Genomic DNA, 13,495 nt, shown 5'->3' with positions numbered 1-13,495 from the left:
TTTACTGAAACTCTTTAGCCATGAAAAAGGTTTTCCGTATTGAATTAATCGCAATAGGTATACTGTTGATAGTTACGTCTGTGGCGTCCTGTATTGATAAAAATAAGGCTTCCAACAAGGAAATGGCCATGAATGAGGAGCCTATAATCACAAAGGCCATCAAACCGAAGAAACAACTGTCTGAAGAATTCAAAAAGTATTGGTACGGTGGTAAGGCAGAAATCACTTCGTACAAATTAGAGCAGGCAAGATATGGGCAACTTCGTGATGGACATTCCGTTTTAATTTATGTCACAGAACCTTTTTTACCAGAAAAGCAAGTAAAGGCAGATCGGGATAATCCTGAAAATGTTAATGTTTTAAAGTTAAATTCAACGAAGAAATATTTAACCGGTATTTATCCCTATTCCGTGATGGGAAGTACTTTTTACCCTGTTTACGACAATCAACATGCATTAAAGACCAGTTTATCTGTCCAAGAATGGTGTGGACATGTGTATTCCCAGATCAACAACAGAGAAAATTTTGAGTTCACTTCACATTCGTATTTTGAAAGTGAGGCAGACCAAAGTATCTCCCTTCAAAAAGACCTCCTGGAAAATGAGATTTGGACTAAAATCAGAATCAACCCTGCGGATTTACCTACTGGGAATATCAAAATGATTCCTTCTTTAGAGTATTTGCGTTTACGTCACGAAGAAATCAAAGCCCAAAACGCCATCGGAAGTCTATCCTCTCAAGATGGTATGAGCAGCTATACGATCACCTATCCTGAGCTTGAAAGAAGCTTGACCATTAATTTTACTTCTGATTTTCCATACGCTATAGAAAGTTGGACTGAAGAATTTAAAAGTGGTTTTGGCCCAAAAGCAAAACTTTTAACCACGCGTGGCACAAAGTTAAAATCCATAAAGACTGCCTATTGGGGTCAAAATGGGAATGATGATGTGGTGTTGCGAGACAGTCTGGGACTCAATTAGCATTGACCTGACATAAACACACCCTGTTAAAGATGTTCTAAATAGCATCGGGTCTGGTTTGAATCTTTCTATATTTGGTGCAACCGCTAAAAACAAACGTATGCGAAACTTTTGGGTCAGTATTCTGACTTTAACTGCCGTCGTTTCAAACTCCTTTGCCCAAAGGCCAAACAAACCTTCTTCCACCGAAATTCATCACAATCTTCAAAAATTAAACTTTTTGGGTACTGCACTCTACATTGCTGCGCATCCAGATGATGAAAACACCAGGCTTATTTCGTATTTGTCCAATCACGACAAAGCAAGAACAGCTTATTTATCAATTACTCGAGGGGATGGTGGACAAAATCTTATTGGTTCGGAACTAAGGGAACTTTTGGGTGTCCTTCGGACACAAGAACTCTTGGCAGCCCGAAGGGTTGATGGCGGGGAACAGTGGTTTACCCGAGCCAACGATTTTGGTTACTCCAAACACCCCAATGAAACGCTTCGAATTTGGGACAAAGAAAAAGTATTGGGCGATGTTGTCTGGGCCATCCGAAACCTAAAACCCGATGTTATCATCAATCGATTTAATCATAGAACCCCAGGTTCTACCCATGGCCATCACACTTCGTCAGCTATGTTGAGCATGGAGGCTTTCGATTTGGCCAACAATTCCAATGCATACCCCCAACAACTGCAACTTACTGATACTTGGCAGCCCCGAAGAGTATTTTTCAATACCTCATGGTGGTTTTATGGAAGCCAAGAGAACTTTGAGAAAGCCGACAAATCCAATATGATCAAATTGGATGTTGGTGTCTATTACCCAGAATTGGGCGTTTCCAACAACGAGATAGCATCAATGGCAAGCAGTCAACACCTATGCCAAGGCTTTGGCCGTGTAACTACAAGAGGTTCTCAAGACGAATATGTGGAACTTTTGAAAGGAGACCTTCCTTCGGGAACCAATTTATTTGATGGCATCGACACTTCATGGTCTCGCATTAAAGGTGGCAAAGCAATTGGTGATATTTTATATCAAATTGAACAAGATTTTGATTTCACCAATCCATCGACCCATATACCAGAACTGGTTAAAGCATATGAACTTCTTCAAAATGTTGAAGATGAACATTGGAAAGCCTTAAAATCGAAGGAGCTCGAGGCAATTATATTGGATTGCGCCGGTCTTTATTTAGAGGCCAATGCGGAAGCTTCCTCTACAACTCCAGGCGGGGATGTAAAAATAAATATTGAAGCCTTGAACAGAAGTGCCCAATCCATCACTTTAAAAGAAATAAAGGTAATAGGAGTTGATGCCAAATTAAGCCCAAACCAAGTGTTGGCGAATAATGCCAAAGAAAATATTGAGCTTGAATTTACGGTACCTCAATCCACTTCAAATTCGGGTCCATATTGGTTAAGCGAAGCGGGAAGTCTTGGTATGTATACTGTGGATGATCAACAAATGATCGGCAAAGCGGAAACACCGAGCGCATTTATTGCAGAATTCCTCTTAAGTTTCAATGGAGTCGATATTGCATTCGAAAAGCCCATCATTCGTCGATATTCAAAACCCGATAAAGGTGAACTTTACGAACCTTTTGTTGTCCTGCCAGAGGCAACATCCTCAATTGATGAAAAAGTTTTGATTTTTTCCGATTCAGAAACCAAAGATGTTTTAGTAAGTATAAAGGCCGGAAAAAACGATGTTTCGGGAGAGGTATCCTTAAAACATCCTGCTGGATGGCATATTTCACCAGCAAGCGTTCCCTTTTCCATCGCACAAAAGGGACAAGAACAATCTATAACCTTTAAGGTTACCCCTCCTATCGAGGACAGTGAAGGTAAAATTGCTCCGTTAATCCATATCGATGGAAAGACACATGATAAAGAACTTATCGAAATTGCTTACGATCACATTCCCAAACAATCCATTTTACTTCCCTCGGAAGCAAAGGTGGTCCGGATGAATATTCAAAAATCAGGAGAGCATATTGGCTATATTATGGGAGCCGGCGACAAAGTTCCTGAAAGCCTAAAACAAATAGGATATCAAGTACATGCCATAGATCCCAATGCTATTCAAGCAGGTTCTTTGGATAAATATGATGCAATTGTTGTTGGTATTAGAGCCTATAATGTAGTGGATGCCTTGAAATTCAAGCAGCCACACCTTTTTGATTATGTGGAAAAAGGTGGCAATCTTGTAGTTCAATACAATACCGCAGGACGGTGGAGCAAACAATTTGATAATATTGCCCCATACGACCTTACTTTGTCTCGAGATCGTGTGACCGATGAGACCGCGAAAGTGAGTATTGTTGCCAATGATCATTCGCTTGTGAACTTCCCCAATACCATTAAAGAATCCGATTTTGATGGATGGGTCCAAGAAAGGGGGCTTTATTTTCCCAAAGATTGGAGTCCAGAATTTACGCCCATACTTTCAATGGGGGATGAAGGCGAAGCCCAAACCGAAGGTAGTTTGCTAGTAGCGCCTCATGGCGATGGCTACTATATATATACAGGTTTGAGTTTTTTCAGGGAATTACCGGCTGGAGTTTCGGGAGCATACAAACTTTTTGCAAACATGCTTTCCATTGGAAAGAGTGAGGTAAAATCAGAAAGTAATGTCAAAGGATAATATGGAAAATAAGATGATCTGGAAGAAGGAATACACCATTGTACTTCTTTTGAACATGCTATATATCTTCGTTTTTTACTTCATAATGACACAAAATAACTAATAGCTTAATGGGCGCATTAGATTGGATAGTTCTTGGCAGCACGCTGCTTTTTATTGTAGGCTTTGGGGTATGGAAAACCCGCGGAAGTAAAAATGTTACCGATTATGTAATGGGCGGTAATGATGCCAAGTGGTGGACCATTGGTCTATCCGTGATGGCTACCCAAGCCAGTGCCATCACATTTTTATCCACACCAGGACAAGCTTTTCATGATGGAATGGGCTTTGTACAATTCTATTTTGGGTTGCCCTTGGCAATGATTGTAATTTGCTTGGTTTTTATTCCTATTTATAGAAAACTTAAGGTTTTTACCGCTTATGAAATGTTGGAAGGTCGTTTCGATTTAAAAACCCGAAGCTTGACAGCAATTTTGTTCTTGATTCAACGTGGGTTGGCCGCAGGCATCACCATTTTTGCCCCTTCTATTATCCTTTCTGCAGTTTTGGGGTGGGATTTGCGTACCCTAAATATCATCATTGGGATTTTGGTTATAATTTACACGGTTTCTGGAGGTACAAAGGCGGTAAGTGTAACCCAAAAACAGCAAATGTTCATCATTATGGTGGGTATGTTCTTTGCCTTCTTTTTCATTTTGGGGTCGTTGCCAACCGGAGTTTCCTTCGGTGAAGCCCTAAAAATAGCTGGCGCAAATAACAAGCTTCAAATTTTAGATTTCAGCTTAGATACCAACAACAGGTATACTTTTTGGAGTGGTATCACCGGTGGATTCTTTTTGGCCCTAGCCTATTTTGGGACGGACCAAAGCCAGGTACAGCGTTATTTATCTGGTAAATCGGTTCGGGAAAGCCAATTGGGTTTGATTTTCAATGGAATATTTAAGATTCCGATGCAATTCTTTATTCTCTTGGTGGGGACCATGGTCTTTGTGTTTTATCAATACAACCCCTCCCCGCTCAACTTTAATCCGGCTGCAACTGAGGCTGTAATGCAATCGGAATATGTAGATGACTACAAATTGTTGGAACAAGGGCATTTGGAATTGGAGCAAGAAAAGAAGATAGCACAAAGCTCGTTTTCCAATGCTCTGGCATTAAAAGAATACAATGCCATTCAACAAGCCAAACAGGACATCCTCAAAATCAACGAGAAGGAAAAAGCAAACAGGGACACTGCCAAAACTTTAATTTCCCAAGCTGATACCAATGTGGAAACCAATGACAAGGATTATGTGTTTATCCACTTTATCCTTACCAATTTACCTACGGGACTCATCGGCTTGCTTTTAGCCGTTATTCTTTCCGCAGCGATGTCTTCCACTGCCTCGGAGCTAAACGCATTGGGTACCATTACCGCCCTAGATCTGTACAAACGAAACCAGAAAACGGAAAAGGATGAAAAACACTATGTCTTGGCCACTAAAGGGTTTACTTTACTTTGGGGTATTATCGCCATTATTATTGCTTGCGTAGCTAACCTTTTTGACAATCTGATTCAACTGGTGAACATTATCGGTTCCATTTTCTACGGTAATGTACTAGGTATATTTTTGTTGGCCTTTTTCTTCAAATTTGTAAAAGGAAACGCCGTATTTATAGCCGCTCTGGTAACTCAAGTAATTGTAATAATCGGCTGGTATATGGATTGGATGTCTTATTTATGGTTGAATGCTTTTGGGTGCTTATTGGTCATTTTCCTAGCAATGCTAATCGAAAGTTTTGATAGTTTCCTTCGGAAACCCCCTTTAAAGGCATAAAAAAACCCGTGACTAGCACGGGTTTAGAATAATTTATTTGGTTGCACTTATAGCGCCCCCCATTCTTTTAAGGAATCTTGATTCAACTTAACGTAGTCAGCGTTTCCTGCTTCTTCAGCAACCTTAAGAGATTGTTTTGCAGCTTCAATAGCTCCTTTTTTGTCACCTAGTTTCGCCAAAATAAGAGATTGTCTGCGCATTACCCAAAATGCATCTGGTCTCATTTCAACAGCTTTGGCAATCCACTCTTTGGCCTTGTTCAAGTCTTTTCCTTCTTCATAGTAATAAGAAGCTGAGGCATAATAATCGCCAGCACTAGGTCCGGCCATAACCGTTTCAATACTTTTTTGAGCCTTGGCCAATGTAGGCACTTCGAACTTGACACCAACATAAGATTTATCCCAAAGCATGCCAAGAGTAGCTCCATTATTGTGAAGATCATCTATGGTCATGGTAAAAGTTTCAACTGACATGGGCATGGTATAAACCTGAGCCGTTGTTTTGGCAGCTACTTTACTATCGTCCCAATTCTGTGGTGTTCCCCAATTGTTGGTGTCTGCATAAAAAATCACTTCCCAAGAAGACTCTCCAGGTTTTGTGAAAACTGCATATGAACCTGCTTTAACTTCCTGTCCATCTATGGTCACATCATCGCCAAAGGTTATTGTGCTGTTCTTGTTGGCACCTGTTCTCCACAGTTTGTCATAAGGAACCAAATTGCCAAAAATTGTTCTTCCTCTCATAGAAGGTCTTGAATACTCAACCTTTACTTCAGTAAGTCCTACTGTTTGTTTTAGTTTGGAAGAAGGGCTGGGTTGAGGCGTTTCCAACTGTGCTTCAACAGATACCGCAAGCATAGCAGCAAACGCAAATAATGCTAGTTTTTTCATTTGTAAGAATTTTAGATTTGTTAGTGAAACAAAGCTAAATATAAAGGCACGGTACGCTTGTTAATAAACCCTTAAAAGAAGAATCATTTATAATAACATCGGCATGCCTCAAAGAAACTTTTCTGTGCAAAAAGGAGGTAGATTTAGTTTTGTTTAATATATTTCAAATATAATTAAACAAAATAATGTATTTTTAGAGGAAAAAGCTATGCGTTTTTATCAACTTCAAGCTTCACAAACCCTCCCTATATCGAAACAAAAAGCATGGGACTTTTTAAAAGATCCAAAAAATTTAAAAGAAATCACCCCAGATCATATGGGTTTTCACATCCTTTCCAATGTTGATAGACCCATGTATCCAGGTCAAATCATTCAATATAAGGTTAATCCATTTCCCGGGTATAGCACAAAATGGGTCACAGAAATAACTCATATGCAAGAAGGTAGCTTCTTTGTAGACGAGCAACGTTTTGGGCCCTATTCCTTGTGGCATCATAAACATTTTATTGAAGAAATAGAAGAAGGTGTTCGAATGGAGGATATTATTGATTATAAATTACCCTTCGGGTACCTTGGTCGAATAGCACACCCTATTTTGGTAAAAAAGCAATTGACAAGAATATTCCAATACCGGGAACAAAAACTGGCTACTCTTTTCGGAAAGGTCGAAGGATTAGAGAGCTCCTTTGAAATCAAATCAATATGAAGCAACCCGTATCCATATTTTGGTTTCGGCGAGATCTTAGGTTAAACGACAATACTGGTTTATATCATGCGCTACAATCTGGGTATCCCGTGCTTCCTATATTTATTTTTGATACTGAAATTCTGGATAAACTTCCAAAAAATGATTCACGGGTATCCTTTTTTCATGGTCAACTTCAAAAAATCAGCAAAGAACTAAAATCGAGGTTTAAAAGTGGGATTGCCATGCATCTTGGCAACCCCATTTCGGTTTTCATCCAGTTACAACATCAATATGAAGTCAAAGCAGTGTATACCAATCTCGATTATGAACCTTATGCCTTTAAACGAGATAGGGAGATTAAGAACCTCTTGGCCAAAGACAATATTAACTTTCATTCCTTTAAAGATCAGGTGATTTTCGAAACAAATGAGATTATAAAAGATGATGGCAACCCCTATGTGGTGTATACACCTTATAAAAAAAGATGGAAGGAGCAATTTGACCCTAAATTACATCTTCCACATTTCGATACGTATTCCCATTTTGTAAAGCTTTATAAATCCACCGAAATCCCAAACCTAGAACTTAGCGATCTTGGATTTGAACCCTCCCCTATTTTAGTACCTGAATTCAACCTAAATTCTGATTTAATTGAAAACTATGAGGATACACGAAATTTTCCTGCGAATGAATTGGGCACATCCCGATTGGGACCTCATCTTCGATTTGGAACGGTCTCCATTCGGAAAGTTGTAAAGAAAGCCATTGCTGAAAAAAATGAAGTATTTTGGAATGAACTCATCTGGAGGGAATTTTTTATGCAGATTCTCCGGCATTTTCCACATACCATTAGCAAATCCTTTAAACCAAAATATGATCGTATAGTTTGGAGGAACAACGAAAAGGAATTTGAAGCATGGAAAACTGGGAAAACAGGCTATCCGTTAGTTGATGCTGGAATGCGCGAACTTAACGCTACAGGATATATGCACAATCGTGTTCGTATGGTGGTTGCCAGTTTTCTATGTAAACATCTTCTGATCGACTGGCGCTGGGGCGAAGCCTATTTTGCAGAAAAGCTATTGGATTTTGATTTGGCCAGCAACATTGGTAATTGGCAATGGGCAGCTGGTAGCGGTGTTGATGCAGCTCCCTATTTCCGGATTTTTAATCCCACCACCCAAATCGATAAATTCGATGCCCAAAAAGCATATGTCCTGAAGTGGGTGCCTGAACTTCAAGAACTTACGTATCCTCTACCCATGGTAGACCATAAAATGGCCCGTGAACGCTGTCTAAAAGTGTATAAAGAAGCCGTAGGTTGATGCTTTTTCAGTATTTTTAATACCCGGTTTTATTTTTGGGGAAATATGATGGAAAGATGCCGTGTAAACCTAAAAGTACTTACCTCTACAATTCGGACTAATTCAAATTATATAAAATGAAGCGATTCACCACCCTAGTACTGCTATGTCTGGTTTCAATAAACCTGACAGCGCAAAAACTAAGTTCAAACAAAAAAGCGATTATTGCTTCCGTAGAATCCCACAAGGAGAACCTTATTCAAATAAGTGATTCTATTTGGGCATTGGCGGAAACAGCGTTCAATGAGTCAAAATCCGCTGAAGTCTTGGCCGATTATGCCGAAAAAAATGGTTTAAAGGTAACCCGCGGAGTAGCCAATATTCCCACCGCATTTACCGCAACCTATGGGTCAGGAAAGCCCGTAATAAGTATTTTGGGAGAATTTGATGCCTTACCTGGTCTCTCTCAAAAAACAGAACCTACCAAAAATCCAAGAATAAATGGAGCACCAGGACATGGTTGCGGACATAATATGTTCGGAGCCGCCAGTTTGGGTGCGGCTATTGCCATTAAAGAGCAGATTGAAGCTGGAAAATTAAAAGGAACCGTCAAATTCTTAGGAACACCGGCAGAAGAGAAATACTTCGCAAAAGTATGGATGGTAGAAGCTGGCCTTTGGGATGATGTTGATGTAAATGTAAGCTGGCACCCTAGCTCTAAAATCGAAGCAGACGTTCAAAGCGGGCTATCCCTGATTGATTTTATTGTGGAGTTTTATGGACAAGCTGCGCATGCCTCCGCCGACCCATGGAACGGACGCAGTGCTTCCGATGCATTGGAACTCTACACAACCGGTATGAACTATTATCGAGAGCACATTAAGCCCACTTCACGAATCCATTATCACATACAAGATGGCGGACAAGTAGTTAACGTTGTTCCGGATTATTCCAAAATCTGGGTTAGGGTACGCGATCCTAAAAGAAAGGTAATGCTGCCTACCTACGAGCGGGTGAAAAAAATGGCTGAAGGTGCTGCAATTATGGCCAATGTAGATTACAAAATTTCTTTGGTATCAGGAATATATGAAGTGCTCGTAAATAGAGCAGGTGGCGAAATCATGCAAAAGAATTTGGAGCTTTTGGGCCCTATCACCTATACGGAAGAAGAAACCGCTTTTGGAAAAGCCATACAGAAAGCTACCGGGAAACCAGAAATCGGTATGGACAGCAAAATTGAACCTTTGCGAGAAACAGAAAAAAACCCTGGCGGGGGTTCTACCGATGTTGGTGATGTCAGTTGGACCGTTCCAAATATCAATCTTAGTGTTACCGTGGCACCCAAAGACACCCCATGGCATTCATGGGCCGTAGTGGCTTGCGGTGGAATGAGTATTGGACACAAAGGAATGGTCTATGCCTCCAAGGCTATGGCCATGACCATGGCAGACCTTTTTGAAAACCCTAAACTGGTTACAAAGGTGAAAGAAGAATTCAAACAAAGAAAAGGAAGTGAAAAATATGAGGCCATGATAGATGGTCCACCTCCAATAGGAAACAACTAAAACAAAGGTTTCAATCTAAATAAACGGACAATACCAAATCTTTAAAGAACACTTGTAATGATAAAAAAAGGAATATTGCTTTTGGCTTTGGGGGTATGTATCCAAAGTCAAGGACAAGGGGACTTGTCCGTTTTTGAAAATTTAATTGGGAAAACCTGGTTTGCCGAAGGGGAATGGGGAAACAACACAAAATTTAAGCAAGAAATAGAGTTTAAATACGATTTGGGAGGAGTTTTGGTCATTTCAAATGCAAAAGGCTTTACCAACGAAGAACAAACAAATTACGGTCCACGAAATCATGGCATTCGAAAATTTGATAAAGAAAGCAATAGTATCAAATTTTGGGAATATGATGTTTTTGGAGGGGTTACCGAAGGTACCGTCAAAGCCAATGGAAGAGATATCATATACACATATGCTTATGGTGAATCTGTGGTGACCGATTATTGGGAGTATGTTGATGAAAACACTTATGGCTTTACCGTTGGCAACTATGCAAACGGTCAGTGGCAACAAGTTTATCTTAAAACACAGTTCAAGGCCAAAAATATTTCAAAATCCGATTTTGTTTTTGACCATCACTCATTGGTAGTGACCAACTTGATGAAAACCGGAGACTTTTACAAAGAGGTTTTTGGGTTTGAAGAAATACCCCATCCTGAGAATAAACCAGGTTTCCGTTGGTTCAATATGTATGGAAATTCACAATTGCACCTGATTAAAAAAGATTTTGCTGCTTTTGAAAAAAACAAAAGCATGCATTTGTGTTTGGCGGTGTCAGATTTGGAAAGCTTTGTTGAACGTTTGGTTTCCAAAAATATCGAATTTTATGATTGGCCAGGTAACAAAAATGCCGTGACCGACCGTGCCGACGGTGTAAAACAGATTTATATTCAAGATCCAGAAGGTTACTGGATTGAAATCAATACCGCAAAACATTAATTATGCTTGATCCTGTACTTCAAACATTCCCATTAGGCTTTCCCTGGCAGACCCAAGATCCTTTTCTATTCTGTGTGTACCATTTAGATCATTATCCCAAAGGAAATGACGAAATGGGTCCTGACCGAACATTATTAATGGGAAGAAATATTGGTAACGACTTTACCATAAAAGATGGATGGCGGATGTACCATGGGCAGACCATTCCGGGTTTCCCATACCATCCACACCGTGGTTTTGAAACGATAACCATTGTAAACAAAGGGTATTGTGATCATTCAGACTCTCTAGGAGCCGCTGGCCGTTTTGGTAATGGTGACGTACAGTGGATGACAGCTGGGAGAGGAGTGCAACATTCTGAAATGTTTCCCTTACTTAATAAAGAAAAAGACAATCCCTTGGAGTTGTTCCAAATTTGGCTGAATCTTCCCAAAGCCGATAAGTTTGTGGAACCACATTTTAAAATGCTCTGGCATGAAGATATTCCAATAATTGATGAAGGAAATGCCCAAATCAAAGTAATCGCCGGGAACTACAAAGGTACCAATGCGAATGATCCAGCACCCAATTCTTGGGCTGCGAAAACGGAAAACGAAGTGGCAATCTGGAACATTCACGTGGATGCTGATTCAGAGTACGTGGTGCCAAGTTCAAATACCTTGGTCACGCGAACACTCTATTTCTATGAAGGGGCCGAAATATTAATTGGGGAGCGGAAAATCAGTCCAAATTTCGGTATTGCCTTAGATCCGTCTAAAGATTTCACCATTAAAATAGGAAATAAAAAAGCCCATTTCCTATTGTTACAAGGTAAACCTATTGATGAGCCTGTTGCAAAATACGGCCCATTTGTAATGAATACTGAAGAAGAAATACAGCAGGCAATGGAAGAGTACCGATTGACACAATTTGGTGGTTGGCCATGGCCTTATCCTGATAACGTGCATGACAAAGAAAAAGGGCGTTTTGCATTATATCCAGATGGAAATTTGATTGAGAAAGGTTGATTTAGAATGAATCTATCAAAAACCCTAGGGTATCCCGAAAATACCAAACTTCTTATCATCCATGCCGACGATGCCGGATTATCCCATTCTGAAAATAGGGCAACCTTTCAATCGCTCATACATGGTGTTGTAAATTCATATAGCATCATGGTGCCTTGTCCGTGGTTTTATGAGGCAGCCTTGTTTGCCAAAAACAATCCCAAATATGACAATGGCATCCATTTGACACTCACTTGCGAGTGGGAAAATTATAAATTTGGCCCTGTTTTGCCAGTTTCTGAAGTTCCCAGTTTGGTAGACGAGAATGGCCATTTCTTTAAAAATAGGGATGGCGTCAGAAACAATGCACAACCAGAGGATGTCAAAAAGGAACTCACCGCACAGATAGAAAAAGCGCTGAACTTTGGTTTGAAACCTACGCATCTGGATTCGCATATGTACAGTGTTGGCGCAAAGCCTGAATTTCTGGAAATATATAAGGCATTGGGTGAAAAATACGGATTGCCGGTGTTATTGAATAAACAGCTGATACATATGGCCGGCTCAAATCCAGATACAGTTTTAGGAAAAGCATATCCGTTTGTTGACAAAGTTCACATTGGCACGTTCGAATATTATGAAAAAGGTGGGCTTCAAGATTATTATCACCATGTTTTTGACGAGCTGGTTGAGGGTCTAAACGTTATTTTGATCCACCCAGCATTTGATGATTCAGAAATGCAGGGCGTGACCATAAACCATCCGAATTTTGGTTCGGAATGGCGCCAAATTGACTTGGATACTTTTACTAGCAAAGAAATCAAATCCAAGTTGGAAAATTCAGGGGCGAAATTGATTACCTGGAAAGAAATCCAAGCGGTTATGTCCAATTTTTAACAATTTCTTCTTTTATAAATTGGTTCACTTCCCATTGATCCGCCAGAACCTTTTTTGTTGTGGGATGCAATAATGCATACGGCTCCGGACCGTATTCCGGTGTTATTGTAATAAAGTCGCGCCCTTGTTGTTTGGCATTCAAAATCATCCGCTTCCACCATTTTTTAAAGGTAACCAGTTCATTCGAATAGGTGTCACTTCGTGGGTCAATGACCTGTGGGCTCTGTCCGGACCCTACTCTTGCATGCACATGATAGGTGTGTTTGATTCCCAAATCAACAGCATCTTGCTGGTTTTCAAGTAAACTTTCGGCCACAGAGCACCAATGCGAAAAATCTGATGTCAGTTTTAACTTTGGAAATCTTTCCAAAAACCTCTGGCAAATATGGGCGGCAAATGAAAATCTAGATCGGTGGGTTTCATGGGTAATGGTTATCCCAGTTTCCTTTTCAATTGCAAAAGCAAGTTCAATCAATCCAGCATTTTGTTCAAAAGAGAAAAAATCCATCCCCGTGTGGCTATTGATCAACAAAGGTTCTCCTTCGGCCAAATTGTAGAGATGTCTTTTGTATTGTTCTTTATGCTTTTCAAAATCAGTGGTCTTGGTCTCCCAATGCTGCCCAACAAAATCCAATTCAAACTCCTTCAACAATGAAATGATTTCTTGTTTCTCTTTACCAAGAGGTAAATCGATTTCAACGCCAGCATAACCATTTTCCTTTACCTTTTTCAAGAATTCCGGCCAAGGAATGTGGGCACTCCCCCATCTTGGATAAATAAACTTTAGTTCCATA

Annotated in this window: 11 protein-coding genes; 9 read left to right on the top strand and 2 right to left on the bottom strand. The window is 40.1% G+C overall.

Features of this window, described 5'->3' with window-relative positions; translation table 11 throughout:
- Nucleotides 1–20: 20 nt before the first annotated feature.
- From ACULLG_RS10625 to ACULLG_RS10615, 3 genes are all read left to right on the top strand, one after another.
- On the top strand, nucleotides 21–980 hold the full coding sequence (locus ACULLG_RS10625; RefSeq protein ID WP_452126767.1) for a septum formation inhibitor Maf: 960 nt from the start codon (nucleotides 21–23) through the stop codon (nucleotides 978–980).
- A 100-nt stretch (nucleotides 981–1,080) separates the two neighbouring features.
- Nucleotides 1,081–3,612, top strand: a complete 2,532-nt coding sequence (locus tag ACULLG_RS10620) for a PIG-L family deacetylase (protein WP_452126766.1) — start codon at nucleotides 1,081–1,083, stop codon at nucleotides 3,610–3,612.
- A 110-nt stretch (nucleotides 3,613–3,722) separates the two neighbouring features.
- On the top strand, nucleotides 3,723–5,429 hold the full coding sequence (locus ACULLG_RS10615; protein WP_452126765.1) for a sodium:solute symporter: 1,707 nt from the start codon (nucleotides 3,723–3,725) through the stop codon (nucleotides 5,427–5,429).
- Between the two features lie 47 nt (nucleotides 5,430–5,476).
- Here ACULLG_RS10615 and ACULLG_RS10610 read toward each other — a convergent pair whose 3' ends face one another.
- On the bottom strand, nucleotides 5,477–6,319 hold the full coding sequence (locus tag ACULLG_RS10610; protein WP_452126764.1) for a DUF2911 domain-containing protein: 843 nt from the start codon (nucleotides 6,317–6,319) through the stop codon (nucleotides 5,477–5,479).
- Between the two features lie 208 nt (nucleotides 6,320–6,527).
- Between ACULLG_RS10610 and ACULLG_RS10605 the strand changes: the two genes are divergently transcribed.
- From ACULLG_RS10605 to ACULLG_RS10580, 6 genes are all read left to right on the top strand, one after another.
- Nucleotides 6,528–7,025 carry an SRPBCC family protein gene (locus ACULLG_RS10605; protein ID WP_452126763.1) on the top strand — a complete coding sequence of 166 codons (498 nt, stop codon included), beginning with the start codon at nucleotides 6,528–6,530 and terminating at the stop codon, nucleotides 7,023–7,025.
- A complete protein-coding gene (locus ACULLG_RS10600; RefSeq protein WP_452126762.1) occupies nucleotides 7,022–8,332 on the top strand; it encodes a cryptochrome/photolyase family protein in 1,311 nt (436 codons plus the stop codon). Before ACULLG_RS10605 ends, ACULLG_RS10600 begins: the two co-directional genes overlap by 4 nt.
- Before the next feature lie 116 nt (nucleotides 8,333–8,448).
- Entirely contained in the window at nucleotides 8,449–9,876 is a 1,428-nt protein-coding gene (locus ACULLG_RS10595; protein WP_452126761.1) for an amidohydrolase, read from the top strand.
- A 57-nt stretch (nucleotides 9,877–9,933) separates the two neighbouring features.
- Nucleotides 9,934–10,818, top strand: coding sequence for a VOC family protein (locus ACULLG_RS10590; RefSeq protein WP_452126760.1), 885 nt, complete (start codon nucleotides 9,934–9,936; stop codon nucleotides 10,816–10,818).
- 2 nt (nucleotides 10,819–10,820) lie between these two features.
- Nucleotides 10,821–11,825 (top strand): pirin family protein, encoded by a 1,005-nt coding sequence (locus tag ACULLG_RS10585; protein WP_452126759.1) that lies wholly within the window; start codon nucleotides 10,821–10,823, stop codon nucleotides 11,823–11,825.
- 6 nt (nucleotides 11,826–11,831) lie between these two features.
- On the top strand, nucleotides 11,832–12,701 hold the full coding sequence (locus tag ACULLG_RS10580; protein ID WP_452126758.1) for a polysaccharide deacetylase family protein: 870 nt from the start codon (nucleotides 11,832–11,834) through the stop codon (nucleotides 12,699–12,701).
- Here ACULLG_RS10580 and ACULLG_RS10575 read toward each other — a convergent pair.
- Complete coding sequence (locus ACULLG_RS10575; RefSeq protein ID WP_452126757.1) at nucleotides 12,685–13,494, bottom strand: sugar phosphate isomerase/epimerase family protein; 810 nt, start codon at nucleotides 13,492–13,494, stop codon at nucleotides 12,685–12,687. The genes ACULLG_RS10580 and ACULLG_RS10575 overlap by 17 nt on opposite strands.
- Nucleotide 13,495: the final 1 nt, after the last annotated feature.

Source organism: Flagellimonas sp. 2504JD1-5 (assembly GCF_053618295.1).
The sequence above is the reverse complement of the archived record's forward strand: the minus strand, read 5'-3'. Positions and strand labels throughout refer to the sequence as shown.